The sequence below is a fragment of the Ruegeria sp. N11 genome, from assembly GCF_056531525.1.
In genome coordinates this window covers 244,243-261,033 of the sequence record NZ_JBQFLX010000005.1, presented here as the reverse complement: position 1 = coordinate 261,033, position 16,791 = coordinate 244,243, and the positions used below count along the sequence as shown (strand labels likewise).

Annotated in this window: 17 protein-coding genes and 2 pseudogenes; 9 read left to right on the top strand and 10 right to left on the bottom strand. The window is 56.1% G+C overall.

The genetic code is table 11. From position 1 onward, the window contains the following. The 7 genes and pseudogenes from ACR0J8_RS07780 to ACR0J8_RS07750 form a co-directional block, all read left to right on the top strand. Positions 1-129 (top strand): annotated as a pseudogene (locus ACR0J8_RS07780) (IS6 family transposase); the annotation flags it as partial. A 273-nt stretch (positions 130-402) separates the two neighbouring features. Then, on the top strand, positions 403-846 hold the full coding sequence (locus tag ACR0J8_RS07775) for a lipocalin-like domain-containing protein (protein ID WP_480889495.1): 444 nt from the start codon (positions 403-405) through the stop codon (positions 844-846). A gap of 79 nt (positions 847-925) precedes the next feature. Beyond that, a complete protein-coding gene (locus tag ACR0J8_RS07770; RefSeq protein WP_480523831.1) occupies positions 926-1,657 on the top strand; it encodes an SDR family NAD(P)-dependent oxidoreductase in 732 nt (243 codons plus the stop codon). Between the two features lie 245 nt (positions 1,658-1,902). Next, on the top strand, positions 1,903-2,508 hold the full coding sequence (locus tag ACR0J8_RS07765; protein WP_170616708.1) for a YrbL family protein: 606 nt from the start codon (positions 1,903-1,905) through the stop codon (positions 2,506-2,508). A gap of 98 nt (positions 2,509-2,606) precedes the next feature. Then, the gene (locus tag ACR0J8_RS07760; RefSeq protein WP_480523833.1) at positions 2,607-3,449 is read left to right on the top strand and encodes a glycosyltransferase family 25 protein; all 843 of its coding nucleotides are present in this window, start codon (positions 2,607-2,609) and stop codon (positions 3,447-3,449) included. 122 nt (positions 3,450-3,571) lie between these two features. Then, positions 3,572-3,940, top strand: coding sequence for a group I truncated hemoglobin (locus ACR0J8_RS07755; protein ID WP_170616712.1), 369 nt, complete (start codon positions 3,572-3,574; stop codon positions 3,938-3,940). Continuing rightward, positions 3,937-4,995: an adenylate/guanylate cyclase domain-containing protein gene (locus tag ACR0J8_RS07750; protein ID WP_480523836.1), complete on the top strand. Its 1,059-nt coding sequence runs from the start codon at positions 3,937-3,939 to the stop codon at positions 4,993-4,995. The genes ACR0J8_RS07755 and ACR0J8_RS07750 overlap by 4 nt, the downstream gene beginning before the upstream one ends. A gap of 6 nt (positions 4,996-5,001) precedes the next feature. Here ACR0J8_RS07750 and ACR0J8_RS07745 read toward each other — a convergent pair whose 3' ends face one another. The 9 genes from ACR0J8_RS07745 to guaA all read right to left on the bottom strand — a co-directional run bounded on the left by ACR0J8_RS07745 (position 5,002) and on the right by guaA (position 14,330). After that, positions 5,002-5,616: a TetR/AcrR family transcriptional regulator gene (locus ACR0J8_RS07745; protein ID WP_170616716.1), complete on the bottom strand. Its 615-nt coding sequence runs from the start codon at positions 5,614-5,616 to the stop codon at positions 5,002-5,004. Between the two features lie 93 nt (positions 5,617-5,709). Next, the gene (gene ppk2, locus ACR0J8_RS07740) at positions 5,710-6,579 is read right to left on the bottom strand and encodes a polyphosphate kinase 2 (protein WP_480523838.1); all 870 of its coding nucleotides are present in this window, start codon (positions 6,577-6,579) and stop codon (positions 5,710-5,712) included. 49 nt (positions 6,580-6,628) lie between these two features. Next, positions 6,629-7,576: an alpha/beta fold hydrolase gene (locus ACR0J8_RS07735; RefSeq protein ID WP_480889488.1), complete on the bottom strand. Its 948-nt coding sequence runs from the start codon at positions 7,574-7,576 to the stop codon at positions 6,629-6,631. 9 nt (positions 7,577-7,585) lie between these two features. Next, positions 7,586-8,524: a homoserine O-acetyltransferase MetA gene (metA, locus tag ACR0J8_RS07730; RefSeq protein WP_480523842.1), complete on the bottom strand. Its 939-nt coding sequence runs from the start codon at positions 8,522-8,524 to the stop codon at positions 7,586-7,588. A 39-nt stretch (positions 8,525-8,563) separates the two neighbouring features. Next, the gene (locus ACR0J8_RS07725) at positions 8,564-9,436 is read right to left on the bottom strand and encodes an ATPase (protein ID WP_480523843.1); all 873 of its coding nucleotides are present in this window, start codon (positions 9,434-9,436) and stop codon (positions 8,564-8,566) included. Positions 9,437-9,484: 48 nt separating this feature from the next. Then, positions 9,485-10,381 (bottom strand): DMT family transporter, encoded by an 897-nt coding sequence (locus tag ACR0J8_RS07720; RefSeq protein WP_480523845.1) that lies wholly within the window; start codon positions 10,379-10,381, stop codon positions 9,485-9,487. Between the two features lie 96 nt (positions 10,382-10,477). Beyond that, positions 10,478-11,641: an OmpP1/FadL family transporter gene (locus ACR0J8_RS07715; protein WP_170806242.1), complete on the bottom strand. Its 1,164-nt coding sequence runs from the start codon at positions 11,639-11,641 to the stop codon at positions 10,478-10,480. Between the two features lie 128 nt (positions 11,642-11,769). After that, positions 11,770-12,675 carry a DMT family transporter gene (locus ACR0J8_RS07710; RefSeq protein ID WP_480523847.1) on the bottom strand — a complete coding sequence of 302 codons (906 nt, stop codon included), beginning with the start codon at positions 12,673-12,675 and terminating at the stop codon, positions 11,770-11,772. Positions 12,676-12,770: 95 nt separating this feature from the next. Then, positions 12,771-14,330 carry a glutamine-hydrolyzing GMP synthase gene (guaA, locus tag ACR0J8_RS07705; protein WP_480523848.1) on the bottom strand — a complete coding sequence of 520 codons (1,560 nt, stop codon included), beginning with the start codon at positions 14,328-14,330 and terminating at the stop codon, positions 12,771-12,773. Here guaA and ACR0J8_RS07700 point away from each other — a divergent pair. Both ACR0J8_RS07700 and ACR0J8_RS07695 read left to right on the top strand, forming a co-directional pair. Further along, positions 14,313-14,510 (top strand): hypothetical protein, encoded by a 198-nt coding sequence (locus ACR0J8_RS07700; protein ID WP_480523850.1) that lies wholly within the window; start codon positions 14,313-14,315, stop codon positions 14,508-14,510. The genes guaA and ACR0J8_RS07700 overlap by 18 nt on opposite strands. 194 nt (positions 14,511-14,704) lie before the next feature. Continuing rightward, entirely contained in the window at positions 14,705-16,249 is a 1,545-nt protein-coding gene (locus ACR0J8_RS07695) for a trimethylamine methyltransferase family protein (RefSeq protein WP_480523852.1), read from the top strand. 4 nt (positions 16,250-16,253) lie between these two features. On the opposite strand, the pseudogene ACR0J8_RS07690 reads toward ACR0J8_RS07695, so the two are convergent. Next, a pseudogene (locus ACR0J8_RS07690) lies at positions 16,254-16,534 on the bottom strand (DUF6477 family protein). Positions 16,535-16,791: the final 257 nt, after the last annotated feature.

The window sequence follows — 16,791 nt, the reverse complement described above, 5'->3', positions numbered from 1 at the left end:
AAATTCGCTTCCGTCTATTCCTCCGTATACAACCACTTCAACCAGGAAAGATCGCTAACCAGCCGAGACACCTTCAAGCTGACCCGCGCCGACGCTCTCGCCGAGTGGCGTCAACTTTGTTCCGGATAGGTTCACGGTTTCCGCGGCAAACTGAGACTGGTTCGAATTCGTCTGACAGCACCGCCACAAACCAAACGAAGCCCAGATCCAGCCGTCTTCTGAGAGCCGCTGATTCAGACTTTTTTCGTTTGACCTATTTCGGTCGAGTCATATCCTTGCAGCTGACTGACCAGCGGTCCTTCTTTCAATAACAAATTACCCATTCAAAAAGGCCGCTTTTGTCGACTGCGTCAGGCGCACGGCGTTTGATGCCGATCCACGCATTGAAGTTGGAGTTTTTGGATGAACGGCTCGGAAAGGCTCTCGGAAAAGTCTGTTCTCGGAACATGGAAACTTGTCGCTTATCGCTTTGACTACGACGATGGCACGCACGAGGAACCATACGGGCCCGATCCGATTGAAATGCTTCACTATTCTGAGGACGGGCATGTATTCGTGCACATGATGTCGGCTGGTAGACAACCTTTTGGTTCGGACAGTTCGACCGCAACAAGCGAGGCCGCCCAAGCGGCACTCGGAAGCCACATCTCCTATTGCGGTACGTTTCAAGTCTCTGACCAAACGGTCAATCATGAAGTACTAGTCTCGGTTTTGCAGGATTTTGTAGGCCTGACCTTGCAGCGGGAAATTGAGGTCGCAAAAGATCGGCTTACGCTTCGTGGCAAGAACGCGACATTTGGAGGGAAACGTGGAACGGCCGTGCTGGAATGGGCGCGTGCAGATTGAAAGGACTTGCTGTCGAGTTTCCCCTGAATGCTGGCCCACAGGATCCCGACGGCGGCTTACTTTGGATAGGAGGAGAGTAATGGCGCGCATTCTGGATTTTTCAGAGCAGAACGTCATGGTGACAGGCGGCTCAAACGGCATCGGGCTCGCCGTCGCGGAAGCGTTCGTAGACGCTGGAGCGAAGGTGACTGTGACCGGCAGAAGGGGATCGGTCGGGGAGTATCAGGCGGACCTTTCCGCCTTCCGATACCATCAGGTGAACATGGAAGACGAAGCCTCGGTAGCTTCCCTGGTCGCCGCGACTGGTCAGGTTGATGTTCTTGTCAACAATGCGGGAACCTTTGTTGATCCTCCTGAAGGCCTCTCTCCCGAGGGGTTTGATCGAAACATGATTATCAACCTCAACTCGGTTTATCGCCTAAGCCACGGCCTGTACCCGAAATTGGCCAAACGGCCGGGATGCATCATCAATATCGCCTCGATGTACAGCTACTTCGGAAGCGGATCGGGGCCAGCCTATGCCGCAAGCAAAACTGGGATCGTTGGCCTGACCAAATCGCTTGCGGTCGCTTATGCGCGTGACGGCGTACGGGTAAACGCCATTGCGCCAGGATGGATCCGGACCAACCTGACCGCAGAATCGCAGGCAAACGACACGTTCAGTGCTTCCATCGTCCAACGAACACCTTTGGCGCGCTGGGGTGAGCCAAAGGAAATGACCGGGACAGTTCTTTACCTTGCATCATCAGATCTGGCCGGATTTGTGACAGGCGTGACGATACCGGTGGACGGCGGTTACAGCGTGATGTAGGACGATGCGTCTGCGTTTTCAGGCCGAACTGTTCGTCAGAGAACGTATGGCGCCAGCCCCATTCCTATCACCCTGGATCACTGTTCGTCATGTCGGTTGGTCGCGCGTGGATTGATGGGGCGATCAGTGGTGAATTGACTGGATGCTGCATTGTATCAAGACAGCGGCGCTTTTATATCTGGCTGGCACATGCTGTGGCTTTGCAAGACAGTTGCGGTGAGTTTGACCTACTGGAATAACGCTTCATGATCGATCTGAGTTCTTTTGAACCACTGCGAAAAAGCCGCAATTACCTGATTTTCCAGCACCCTGAACAAGACAACGCGCTGCTCAAGGTCAGAACGGACAAACCGGTTCGCAGTCACTTTTTACCGCGATACGCTGAATGGCGTTATGGCAATCTGCGGCAGTGGAACCGCGAGGCAAATGAGTACCTGGCCGCCCTGAGCCGAGGATGCCCCGAAATCGAGCGTCTGGCCCGGTTTATGGGATACGCGTCGACATCAGCGGGGCCAGCGCTGGTCGTGGAAAAGATGACCGGCCCGGGCGGCGATCTGGCACCGACGGTGTATCAGGAATTTGTCTCGTACGACGGCGACAAAGACAAAATCCGTACGCTGCACGACGAGTTTATGGAACTTTTGGATGATCTGGAACGCGGCAACATTCTGATGGGCGACATGGGGTTGGAAAACGTTGTTCGCGCTGAACAAAGGGGCGGGCGTCTGGTCGTGATTGATGGGCTGGGTGAAAGGGTTCTTCTGCCTTTGACGCTGTTTAGCAAACGTGCGTATCAGCATTCCATCTTGCGGAGACGCAAGCGCATGTCAGGCAGCTTTGGCGAATTTTGATCCGCGAATCCTCGGCCTGCCATATCGTGGCCCGCGTACAGGGTTGATTTCCGGATCAGGCAGGACCGGCCTGCGCTAATTGAACGAAAGGAACGGTAGTGGAGCGTCAGAGGCAGGAGCAGTTGACCGGTGTGTTTTTTATCAACCTGGACCGCGTTCCCGAGCGGCGGGAGTTCATGGAGGCCGAGTTCGCCAAAGCCGGGTTGAGCAACGCAATTCGATTCAGTGCGACGGACGCGCAGGCAGAAGGGGCGCTTGAAGGGAACGGATATGTCCCGGGAACCGGTAGTCGTTGGGGCCTGAAGCGAAGCGAGATTGCCTGTTTTGAAAGCCACCGGGCCGTCTGGAAACAGATCGTGGATCAGGGACTGCAAGCCGCCGCGGTTTTTGAGGACGATGTGGAAATGTCTGCCAGCGCCGGAGGCGTGATTGAGACAATTCTTTCCAATGGCCAAGTCTTTGATTTTGTGAAGCTTGACTATTCTCCCAAACCGTTGCGTTTCGGGCCACAGGAGACCATTGGTGGTGTCATGGCAAGACCGATGCTGGAAATGGCACCCAGTGCGGCTGCGTACATTCTTTCACAGGAAGGGTGCCGAAAGCTTTTGTCGTGGTCGGAAAATTACTCAGATCATTTGGACGATTTTGTATCTATTCCGCGCCCCGACTGGCGCATGTTTCAGGTGTTCCCTGCGGTTGGCGTACAGATGATCTGGTCGAAGCAACAGGGTCAGACGGTAGAAACTGTCAAAGTCAGCGAACGGTCACAGGACAAGACAACGAATAGCGGTCTGGACAAGGGGCCGCTTTGGTTTCGGGTTCGGCGCGAACTGCAGGCGGCGGGTCGAAAATTGCGCTGGCGAATGGGGCGGCAAGAGCGTCTGCTGAGTCAGGGCGGCTATGCAGGGTTCATTCCCTGCGCCGAAGATTTGAGAGTCTGAGGCCCACGGATACCGGGCCATTCATGTCGTTGAAATCAGTGATCCGGTCATAAACGTTAACAAAACTTTCAATTTGATATAACCTTGCAGTGTTATGAAGAATTAACACGCAGGTAATTGGTGTGGGTCAGACAATTTATGAGAAATACGGCGGGTTCAAAACCATCAGCCGTATCGTAATGACATTCTACGAAATGGCGCTGGACTCCGATGAAATCGGAGGTTTCTTCGAAGACATCGACATGCCGCGTCTGATCGATCACCAAACCAAGTTCGTTTCGTCACTGGTCGGCGGACCGGCGTCGTTCAGTGATGAACGGATCGAGGCGGTGCATAGGAACCTGAACATCAGCCACTCGGACTTTGACGAGATGGCCGAATTGTTCGGGCAGGCATTGTCAATGCACGGAATGTCGGACGGTGATGTGAAAACGGCGCTGGCTGCAATCGAAGGGAAGCGCGCTATCATCGTGGCGCGGGACGCTGCATGAGTATTCTTGCAATCAATGAACAACTGCTGCGTGCAATCGGGGTAGGAGTGGCTGTTGTCCGTGCCTCGGATTTAAGTTTTGTCTTCTATAATGGACCCTTCAGCGAATGGTTCGGCACACCAGCCGAAGGACAAACCCTGATGGACTTCCTTCCGGACCTGGATATGCGAGAACTGGAGGATGTGAAACAATCCGGTCTGCGTTATTCAGTGGAGTTGCAGATCAAGCCGAAACGCAGGACCCTGATATTTGCCACGGCCGTTTCCCTTGCCAATGGCCTTTCCGAGCAGGTCCTGGTGGTCGAGTGCCAGAACATCACCCGCATTCGTGAATTAGAAAGCATGATCGACAGCTATTCGACCATGGTGGAACGCAATACGCGCGAACTTGAGCGGGAAAAGGAACGGGTCGAAAGGTTGCTGCTGAACCTGATGCCTCGTGCGGTTTACGAGGAATTCAAGACGTTCGGCGTTGTGACACCGCAGCTTTATGAACAAGTGTCGGTGGTTATGCTGGACTTCGTCGGCTTCACCGATTTTGCTGCGAAAACGGACCCGACAGTCACGCTGAGCGAGCTGAATGATATTTTCACGGCATTTGACCGCATCGTGGAACAATATGGATGTGAAAGGATCAAAACGATCGGAGATGCCTATCTTGCAGTGTCCGGCATGCCCGATGCGACGCCGGACCATGCAACGGCTGTCGCCCATTGCGCGGTCCGGTTCCTCAGGTATCTCGAGCGGCGCAACGAGACACACCCCCACAAATGGCAGGCCCGTATCGGGTTGGGCATGGGCGCCGCGGTGGGGTCGGTCGTCGGTATCCAGAAATACGTCTACGACGTTTTTGGCCCGGCCGTGAACATTGCGTCCCGACTGCAAGTTTTTGCGAATCCAATGAAAATTGTTGCTCCGGAAGAAATGAAGTATGCGTTGATTGACGAATTCCAGGTTTCGGATCTGGGACTCGTGGAAATCAAGGGCATGGGTGAAATGGACCTGATCAATGTGACGTCCGGCCTGAGCGTACCGCAACCCAGAAAGGTCTTCTGATCGGGTTCAGTCGTCCTGCGGAACCAGGCCAAGCCCCCTCAGGTAGATGCCGATGCCGGTCTCCAGAAGGTCTTCGGGCGGAAAGGGAGAGCTTGCGCCGGTATTTCGGGCAAACAGTTCCACGACTCCATGACTCATTGCCCAAATATGGGCGCTGAACATCGATGCGGGCGGGCGTTTTTCCGGCGGAATGTGCTTGGACAGTTCACTGGCGGCTTTTTCCAGAACGGCCTTGGCCCTGTTGGCGGCCATCGCCAGCTCAGGGGTCCGGTTCAGGGAAATACCGCTTTCAAACATCGAAATGTAGTGACCGGGATGCTTGCGGGCAAAGGCCAGATATGCTCGCCCGGTCGCTTCGAACGCGGCCAAGGCCGAGGGTTGGCCTTTGTCGTATGCGTACTGCATCAGATCGGCAAACATCTCGAACCCCTGACGCGCAGCTTCGGCGATCAGGTCTTCGCGGCCGTGAAAATGCCGGTACACTGCGGCAGGCGTTACGCCCGCCGTCTTGGCAGCTTCGGACAGGGTGAACCCGGTGGGACCCTTTTCTTCGATCAAGGACAATGCCGCCTCGATCAGCGCTTGTTTCAGGTTTCCGTGGTGATACCCGCGTTTTGTCATCCAGGCCTCAGGCGTTTTTTGTTGTCATAACTTGTAAAGTAAGCAGGCTGGCCCGTCCAACAACTGCACCATGTTTGCCAGTCAATCGTACGCCTACGACTCCCAGATGTCCGGCCCGCCGCAAATCAGGGGATCGATCTCTCCGATCGCGCTCTTGTCCTTTTCGTCATAGTCCAGCGCGTGCAACACCGTACGAATGGCGGCCAGTCGCGCACGTTTCTTGTCATCCGAGCGGATGATGGTCCAGGGACAGTGATCCGAGTGGGTGCGGCTCAGCGTTTCTGCGATGGATTGGCTGTACTCATCCCATTTTCCAAGACCGGCAACATCGATCGGGCTGAGTTTCCATTGCTTGAGCGGGTCATTTTCGCGATCCAGAAAGCGACTGAGCTGTTCCGCGCGCCCGACATTCAGCCAGAACTTGAAGAAATGAATGCCGTCATTCACCAACCCGGTTTCCAGCGGGGCGACTTGCCGGAAAAAGCGTTCCCGTTCTTCAGAGGTGCAAAAGCCAAAAACGTTTTCCACCACACCCCTGTTGTACCAGCTGCGATCAAAGAACACGATTTCACCTGCCGAGGGCAGATGCTGGATATAGCGTTGGAAATACCACTGGCTGCGTTCGGCATCCGATGGTTTGCTGAGCGCCACAACCCGCGCGCCACGCGGGTTCAGGTTTTCGCGAAAGCGTTTAATGGTGCCGCCTTTACCCGCCGCATCGCGGCCTTCAAAAATCAGCGCCACGCGATGATCCGAGTCTTTCAGCCAGGCTTGCATCTTGACCAACTCGATCTGCAAAGCCTCCATCTGCCGATCGTATTCCTTGCCCTTCATCTTTTCCGAGTAGGGAAAAGAGGGATTCAGAATTTCGCGTTTCCCGGCATCCTTGATCGCAGAGCGAACGTCTTTGGGCGCATCATTTCGGTAGTAGTCTTCGATCAAACCTTTGTCCGAACGGGCCATGCCTTACCTCGCGATAAAATCCATACCTGACTATGGATTAGCCGGAAGCCTAACGCAAACCGGCGCGTTGTGCGGCCCGGTCGATGGCCGAGGCAACCTCGGGCGCGGCGACCACTTGCGGCATATGCCCGATTCCATCAAGCAGGATCAATTCCGCACCGGGGATCTGTTGGGTCAGCGGTTCCGCGTGCCAGTCGGTTTCAACCGTCGTGTCAGCCGTGCCATGTATGATCTCGGTTGGCACGGAAATCTCTCCGTACCGTGGTTGCAGCTCAGTGATCTCGTTCAGAAGGTTGGCGCGTTGCCGTGCATTGGCATGCATTGACTCGGGTCGCATCGTCAGCCCGGGGCCGAAATGGGCGGCGTAGCCTTCCGGGGCTTTCTGCGGCGCGAACACTTCATCCAATGCGCGTTCGACAAACCAGTCCGGCGTGTATGCGGACACGAACGGCAATGCCGCTAGGCGCCCCGTCGTGGTCGAGGCGAGCCGATTGAAACCATCCAGTGGTGTTTCCCACGGGATGGCTGCCGGCGCGATCAAAACCAGTGCCGAAATGTTCTCGGGCCGGGTCACTGCCCATGCCAATGCAACGGAACCACCATAGCTTTGCCCGGCGACAATGGGTTTCTCGGCTCCAAGCTGGGCGGCCGCACGTTGCAGGATTTCGGCTTGCTCCGTGATGGTTTCGCCGTTCGGGTTAAAGCTTTGGCTGTATCCGAGGCCGGGCCGGTCAAACACGATGACACGAAAGCTTTGTGCCAGGATCGGAGCCAGCGCAACCGTCATGTCCCGCGTGTTTCCGCTGGAGCCGTGGATCAACACCACATCCGGTCCTTGGCCCATGACCACCGCGTGAACCGCAATGCCGTCAACGGTCAAGATGTCCCCTTCGGGCGGAAAAGCGGCCTCTGCGCTTTCCTGATATCGCGCGGCTCGCCACAGGGTGAAGGCCCGGAACAGGGCGAGGGCAGTCAGGAGGATGACGGCAACACGCATCGACCCGCGTCAGGCCCTCAGGTCGGTCATTTCCATACCGATCCGAGTGATATCATAGGGGGTGGTTTCGTAGATTTCGCTGATCCAGTTACCATAAAGCAGATGCGCATGGCTTCGCCACCGGTTCTGCGGTGTCCTTGTTGGATCGTCATCGGGATAGTAGTTCAGCGGGACATTGATCGGCGTGCCGTTGGCAACGTCGCGATCGTATTCCTGTTTCAACGTGTCGCTGTCATACTCGAAATGGTTGAAGATATAGATCGCGCGGTGGGCCTTGTCCTCGACCAGACATGGCCCGACTTCATCGCTGCCCAGCAAGGTGATCAATCCGGGTGCTGCGTCTATCTCATCCTGTTTCATCTCGGTCCAACGGCTGACAGGGATCACGCAATCGTCTGAAAATCCGCGCAGAAAGGGCGAGGATGGTTGCAGATTGCGATGACGGAAGCAGCCAAATGCCTTCGCGTCCAGTATGTGTTTCCTGACGCCATGAAAATGGTTGATCATGGCCATTCCGCCCCAGCACACACCGAAAGTGGAATGCACGTTGGTTTGTGTCCACTGGAAGACTTCCCTGATCTCGTCCCAATAGGTGACGTCGTTGAAATCCAGATGTTCAATCGGCGCGCCGGTTATGATCAGACCGTCGAACTTCTCGTCCTTCACCTCCTGAAAAGGGCGATAGAACTCCTGCATATGCTCGGCGGCGGTGTTCTTGGTTTGGTGCTCGGTCATGCGGATCAGCGACAGATCGATCTGCAATGGCGTGGCGCCGATCAGGCGGGCGAACTGGTTTTCGGTCTGAATCTTCTTCGGCATCAGGTTCAGCAACCCGATGCGCAATGGCCGGATGTCCTGCCGCATTGCCTGATCCTCGGCCATGACCATGACGCCCTCGTTGCTGAGGACGTCAAATGCGGGAAGGTCGGATGGGATCTTGATTGGCATACTGGTCAAGCCTTTGCGGGAACAAGGTAAGTTTGAAAACTATGTGCGGTTGCGGTGGGTCTCAAGAGTGCGTTCGATCAACTCGTCGAAATCTCCGGCGTCCCGGACCGACGCAATCTCACGAGCGGGAATAGTGACGCCCCAATTGTCGGCCATTGCCTGGTAACGCGGCTGGCGGTGCGCCAGAGCCTGCGCATAGGTCCACCTGATGAAGGCATCGGGGTCGACCTCGGTCGGGGCGCAGTCATTCAGGGTCAGGTATTCGTCCCATACGCGGGTCAGAAACTCAGGCTGATAGGACATTGGCTTTGGGGCTTTGTCAAAGCGGCGGATCAGTTCGGAGGCGTGGTTTTCGTCGCCCTTGATCCAGATCATCAGTGTCTGACCGGACAATTCTGACAGGACCTGATCTCTGGGATCGCTTGGATCGACCCACTCGCAGATCGATCCGCCCGTGTCACAGATGAAGTGCGGGTATTTGTAAAGCCGCTGAGCCCGGTCGACAAAATACTCGGTATCCAGCAAGGCGTGGATTTCTGCCAGCCGGAACTGTTCCTGCCTGCGGCGATATTCCTGCAGTTCCATTCCACCCAATTCCGGGTCGCCCGGTTTGCCCAGGTATGTCGCGACGGGCTTGAGGTTCTCGAATGAGATGTTCGAACCGATATAGATCGAGTCCGACAGCAGCAGGTCGCGCAGAAAAGGCACCTTCATCGCCTGCGCTTTGGCGTTGTCGGTAATGTACTCTCCCATGTAACGGGTCCCGATCCGGTAATCGATCGAGTAGTGAAACCAATCACCCGAGTCACGCAGAACGTTCGATACGTAAGTTTTGCCCAGGCCCGACATGCCGAAGAACAAAACCTTTTTCCGCGCTGCCTCGCGCCAGTCTTTCGCCGAATTGTAGATCATGACCCGCCGTTCCTTTTGGAACCTAGCTAAATCGGGCAGCGAGCGGCGTCAATCGCGCGGACCCGAGCGGTTGAGGATCAGCAGGCCCAGTGCCAGCACGGCAAATCCCGCAAACGCATTGGGCTGTAGCGTTTCGCCGCGAATAACTGCCCCCAGCACGATGGCGACAGGCGGAATTATCAATGTCACCAGCATCAGGTTTCCACTGCCTACCATCGCCAGGATCCGGTAATACAGCAGATAGGCCCCGGCAGTTGCAATCAATGCGTAATATCCGATTGCGACCCATGCGGAAATCGGCAGGGCAAACGTTGGGACACCATCCAGAAACAGAGCGAACGGCAGTATCAATATCGTCGACGCCGTCAGCATTCCAGCCGCGGCGACTTGTGGTGGCAGGTCGGACAGGGTTGCCCTGGCCCATGCCCCGGCTAGAGCGTAGGAAACTGTTCCCGCGACAATTGCGATCTGGGCCGTGCTTTGCAGTGAGAAACTTGTGAAATTTTGAAGTCCAATGGCGATGGTGACGCCTGCAAAGCCAAGCGCAACACCAACGATACGAGCTGGCGTCAAACGTTCGTCGTTGAAGCATAGTGCCGCCACGATCACGCCGAAAATGGCGGTTGCGGCATTCAATATCGACGTCAAACCGGATGTCACATAAAGCTGCCCCCATGCCATCAGCGAAAACGGAATTGCATTGTTCAGCAGACCCATGATCAGAAACGCCCCCCAGACGCGTGGGTTACGGGGAACAGGAAGCCGTTGAAACCAAACCACAGCCCAAAGCACCAGCATTGCCCAGAACACCCGATGCAGAACCGAAGTCACGAAAGGCACCGAGTCCAGCGCGATACGAATGGCAACGAAGGATGCGCCCCAAATCAGGCCCAACAGACAAAGTTCGGACCAGGCGCGGGCGGAGAAGTGTTTTTGAGAAGTCATGGTTTGTGTTCGCACGTCCGGACGTGCACGACGACCCGGATCCTGCGAAAAAAAAGACCCCGCACGTCATGCGGGGTCAATTCCGTGTCTTGGCGATCAGTCCAGAGCGTATGTGATCTGGAAGCCCACGCTCCACGCACTGTTGCCTGAGAAGTCTGCCCGTGCCAACGGTCCTGCGCCGTCTGCGGTCGCATCGCCGATATCGGTGTAGCGAACGCCGCCCGAGATCTTGGCCTTTTCAAGCGAGTACGTTCCGCCCAGGCCAATGCTCCAGAACCCGTCGGTCGGCCCCAGGTTGGAAACCGGATTGCCTGACGAGGATTCGTAGCCCAGTGTCACAGCTCCCGAAAATTCTTCCGAGAACTGATATCCCAGACCAAGAGAGTAGGTGAACGTGGCTTCGTCGTAATCGACCAGGTTCGAGGTCGGCGGATAGTTTGGCGGATTATATACCAGCTGAGGCCAGTCGACCCAGCGAATCGAGCCAAACAGAAGGGTCTTAGGCGCCACACCGGTCTGGAAGTCCAGGTTTACGGACTGCGGTGTTTCAATCTCGCTCGACGTGTCGAATGTTGCCACAGTTCCCGGTGTGATCGGGGGGCGCGGTGGAGGGTTCAGCGATTCCGTCTGCGACCAGTCATGGCTGATTTTCGAGTTGTAGGTCAGTGCTACGCGTGCCGCGATCTCGGGTTTCTCCCACGCCACACCAACCACATAGCCAAACGCGATATCGGCATCGGTATCCACTTGATATCCGGCGGCGAGCGGAACGGTAACGGATGCCTCAACACGTTGAGCGCGAATACCACCGATGGCGCTGAAGCCACCGTCGAACTTGTAGCGCAGCAGCGCCGTGATTGCGTCGGTATCAGCCGTTGCTTCCAGAACACCGGAGCGGCCGCCCGGAATTGGGTTCAATGACAACGGGTAATTGCTTGCGTATGATATGTCCGCCCCGAACGGCTGATCGTACATGACCGCAAAATCAAGCTTGTCGGTCAGCGATGTTTTGAAGCCGAGGTGGGGTGTGAAGAAACTGTTGGCGACATCGCCTGAATCAACGGGCTGGCCCAGGGTGGCGGGATTCAAGCTGGGCATGGTGCCGCTGACGCTTGGGTCGGTATACCCAAGGCGGAACTGAGCAACCGTACCTTTTTCGAAAATAAGGTTGATACCCTGTCCGCTTCGGTCCAGCCCCCCAGCCTGCGCGGCTGATGCACCGGCACATATCATGCACGCCTGTAGTAGCGCTCTCTTCATGTATTCCTCCCTGTTTGCCTCATAACGGTCGCTCTGCTTGGGTTGAGTGAATGGCAGAGCGAGCCCCGGTAGTAAGATTTGCGGATACTCGCTTTTCGTTTGTTTTAACGTCAATCGGTGACGGTGCGTTACTGGCTGCGACTATCCTGACTGACTGTTGCCAAACTGTTACGATTCTCGGACCAGACATTCAGAAATATCCCCGAAAAGATTACAGCCGCCCCCACAAGCGTCCAATTATCCAACGGTTCGGAGTAGAGCACCATGCCAACGATGGCGATGGTCGGCAGCCTGGCAAAGTCAAACGGGATGACCACGGTGGCAGGTGCAATCGCCAGCGCGTTGGTGATGCAGAAATGCGCCAGCAAGCCGGCTATGCCGACCAGCACCAAATAGGGCGCGGTCTGCACGCTTGGCAGCCCGATCTCGCCATCAAGACCAGCGGCAGCAAAACCCAGTACGCCTTGCATCGCGGTGAGCCAGAAAACAATGCAGCCGATCTGTGCGGTCTGTGTGAGTTTCTTGGTGGTAATCGTTGTAAACGCAAAGAAAACAGCAGACGCGGCGGCCATAATAAGACCCGGGCTAAGCGGGGCGGCACCGGGACGCGTGACAAGCAGGATTCCGGCAAATCCTATCAAAGCGGACAGCATTTTCAACGCGGTCAGACGCTCGCGCAGCAGCAGTGGGGAAAGGAGGATAACCCAGATCGGCTGGGTGAATTCCAGTGCAAAGACCTGCGCCAGCGGAATAACACCAACCGCGTAGAACCACAGATTCTGACCCGTGAAATGCAGCGTATTTCGCAGGGCGTGAAGCCCAAGTCGTTGGGCAGTAACCTGATGCCAATTGGCTGTCAGGGTCAGTACGGTTGCAACGATCGCAAAGCCCACGATGCTGCGATACATCATGATTTCGAAGGTGTCGTGAAACAGGCTTAGTTCGCGCCCGGCGACAGCCATTGACGAAAAGGATGCAATCGCACCCGTCATCCATAGGGCAGCTTTGCCCGTCTGAGTTTTGGTCCCGTTCACGTCAAGTCCATGATGTTAGTGGATCATGCGATTGAAAAGGAACAATAAATTCAAAGGGAAATAAACAGAAAAGCCGGGGTGGACCCGGCTTTTTGTCATTCCCATTCGATTGTACCCGGCGGCTTGGATGTTATGTCATAAGTGCAGCGGTTGATGCCTTTGACTTCGTTTATGATCCGAGTGGCCGTTTCGCCAAGGAATTCATGGCTGAACGGATAATAATCCGCTGTCATTCCATCCACTGACGTTACGGCACGAAGCGCACAGGCATAGTCGTAGGTGCGTCCGTCGCCCATCACACCGACCGTGCGAACGGGAAGAATGGCCACAAATGCCTGCCAGATGTCGTCATACAGCCCGTGTTTGCGAATCTGGTCGATGTAAACTGCGTCGGCTTCGCGCAGAATCGCCAGCTTTTCGCGGGTGATTTCGCCGGGGCACCGAATCGCCAGGCCGGGGCCGGGGAAGGGGTGGCGACCGATGAAACTCTGCGGCAGGCCCAGTTCCCGGCCCAGCGCGCGGACCTCGTCCTTGAACAGTTCGCGCAGGGGTTCGACCAGCTTCAGGCCCATCTTTTCTGGCAACCCGCCCACATTGTGGTGCGATTTGATGGTCACTGACGGGCCGCCCGAGAAAGACACCGATTCAATTACGTCGGGATACAGCGTCCCCTGAGCCAGAAACTCGGCCCCATCAATGGTGTCGGCGTGTTTCTGGAACACATCGATGAACAGCTTGCCGATGATCTTGCGTTTGGTTTCCGGATCGCTCTGGCCTTCGAGTTCACCCAGGAACAACTGGCTCTCATCCGCATGAATCAGTTGGATGTTGTAGTTGTCTCGGAACATGCCGACGACTTCTTGAGCCTCGTTTTTGCGCAGCAGACCGTGATCGACAAAGACGCAGGTCAGCTGATCGCCGATCGCTTCGTGAATCAGGATTGCGGCTACAGAGCTGTCTACACCGCCGGAAAGGCCGCAGATGACCTTCTTGTCGCCAACCTGCTCGCGAATCTTTTCGATCATTTGCTCGCGGTAGGCGCCCATGGTCCAGTCACCGCTGAAACCTGCCAGTTTCACGAAATTCTCGTACAGCTTCGCGCCCTTGGGCGTGTGGTGCACCTCGGGGTGGAACTGCACAGCATAGAAATGGCGATCGGTGTCGGCAGTAATCGCAAATGGCGCGTTGGGCGAGGTGCCGAACACCTCAAAGCCAGGGGCAATTTCGCTGACATGGTCTCCATGGCTCATCCAGACCTGCTCGTCACCGTCGGAAAACCATCCATTCAGGATATCCAACTGCCCTTTGGGAGTGACAAAGGCGCGTCCGAATTCCGCAGTGCCGTGACCGCTTTCGACTTTGCCGCCCAGTTGATGCATCATCACTTGCTGGCCGTAACAGATGCCAAGGATCGGAACACCGTAGTCAAAAATCTCTTGCGGCGCGCGCGGAGAACCTTCCCGCGTCACACTGTCAGGACCGCCCGAGAAGATTACGGCCCGGGGGGCCATTTCCCGAACAAACTCCATCGTGACTTTCTGATAGGGGTGAATTTCGCAATAGACATTCAGTTCGCGCAGGCGACGAGCGATCAGCTGCGTAACCTGGCTGCCAAAGTCGATGATCAGAAGGCGGTCATGGGATGTATCACTCATGTCCGCGCCATAGGCCAAGCACGGGAATTTCGCAAGTGTAAGGTCATCGTCGTCGTGCAGATCAGGTCGGAAGTGCAGGTTGCGATGATGACGGGGGATGCTTGCCACCTTGGGCTGACGCTGCTGGTCTATCAGCTTTGGCAGGCGTGCGAGGCAGGGATTCTAATATCGCGGGGGTGAAACGCGCACTTTGGCCTCTTCATCTCTATCTCATAATTCCCTTCGAGCGGTTCGATTTACCGAAAGCTGACGTTGATCCGGGGCACAAACTATGTCGCTTTTATGTTCCAATGGCCGTTATCTTCCAATGGTCCGAACAGTTGTCACGATAAATAGGAACACAATCTGAAATTACCTGAGTATGGGGAAAGCAAATGGCTGAAGCATCAGCACGTCGCCGGAGTCGCGGTGGGGGCGGAGCCGCCCGCCGGGCAGAGCGCACTGCGGTTCGGATCGAAACCGCCAAGTACATTGAGCGCAATATTCCCAACTTCGAGATTCTCAACGAAGAAGCGTTGGAAATCATCGAGACCAACGCCGAGACCATTCTGGAAGAGGTCGGCGTTAACTTCGTCGACAATCCCGCCGCTCTGGAACGCTGGAAAGAGGTCGGTGCGGATGTGGATGGCGAGCGTGTGCGCATCCCGCGCGGACTAGCCCGCCAACTGATCAAGACCGCGCCCAGCCAGTTCACGCAACACGCGCGCGACCCGGGAAAATCGGTTGTCATCGGCGGCCGAAATATGGTTCTGGCCCCGGTCTATGGCCCGCCGTTTGTACGCGATGCACAGGGCGGCCGCCGCTATGCGACCATGGAAGACTTCAACAAGTTCGTGAAGCTGGCCTATATGTCCAAGTGGCTGCACCATTCGGGCGGCACCGTGTGCGAGCCGACCGACATTCCGGTCAACAAACGCCATCTGGATATGCTGATGGCGCACATGACCCTGTCGGACAAGCCGTTCATGGGATCGGTCACTGATCCCAGCCGCGCGCAGGATTCGGTAGAAATGTGTGAAATCCTGTTCGGCAAAGAGTTCGTTCAGGAAAACACGGTCATGACCTCGCTTACCAACATCAACTCGCCGATGACCTTTGACGACGTGATGATGGGGTCGCTTGAGGTTTATGCGAAGAACAACCAGGCCTGCATCATCTCGCCCTTCATCGTAGGCGGCGCGATGGCGCCGGTTTCGGTAGCCGGTACACTGACTCAGGTTCTGGCCGAGGTTCTGGCAGGCGTTGCCTACAGCCAGATCATCCGCCCGGGTGCACCTGCGATCTTCGGCGCGTTCGTTACTTCGATCGACATGAACTCGGGTGCACCGACCTTTGGTACGCCGGAGGCCGCGCACATCACCTATGGTGCCGGTCAGCTGGCGCGGCGGCTTAACTTGCCCTACCGCTCGGCCGGATCATTCTGCGGCTCGAAACTGCCGGATGCGCAGGCCGCGTATGAGACGTCGAATTCGCTGAACATGGGGCTGATGGCCGGAGTGAACTTCATGCTGCATTCCTGTGGCTGGCTCGAAGGCGGTCTGGTTGCCGACTTTGAAAAATTCGTCATGGACGCTGACCAGTTGGGTGTTCTTCACCACCTGGCCAAAGGCGTGGCTTATGACGAAAACGCGCAAGCCATGGAAGCCATCCGTGAAGTTGGACCCGGCGGTCACTATCTGGGCTGTGCCCACACACAGGCCAACTTCAAGGAAGCGTTCTGGAAGTCAGACCTGCTGGATTACAAGCCCTACGAGACCTGGGAAGACGAAGGTGGGCGCGACACGAGGCAACTGGCCTCGGCTCGGGTCGAACACCTGCTGGCCAACTACCAGCAGCCGCAACTCGACCCGGCAATCAACGAAGCGCTGAATGCGTATGTGGCGAATAAGAAAGCCTCGATGCCGGACGCCTTCACCTGATAGATTACTGAAACTGCGAGGCGCGGCTGGTCTGAAATAACTGCGCCTCGCTTGAAATCGCAATCAGCAGATCCAGATGCCGCACCAGTGAATAGGCGGCGTCATCGCTCTGTCGTTGCGCCTCTACTTCCTTCTCCATATCCATCAATCGCACAAGGGCCGAACCGGTTCCGGGTAGTGATCGTATCCCAGAATACGTTGCAGATGCCGGTCACGGTTGTACTCCTGCGCCCCGAACTTGGCCGCGCGAGTCAACAGGCGCGGGCGGCGTAGCGTCGTGATCATTGTCATCAGGTCCTGCATTCTCGGGCTCCGTAACTTTTGTTTTTGCGAGGCCAGTTGTTGCACAACCTAAGCGCGTGGTGCCTTGTCTATATTCGCGCCAACGCTGCTTTCATGAGTGTTTATCAATTTGAATCAAATCTGGTTTTCGCCTTCAGGGGTTAACGAACAAGTAACGAAAGAAACCCTAATTAGAATTGGTTAACTCATACTCCGAGGGCGATCTTAGACAGAATTTCTTGTCGGCGAGGACAAATGAC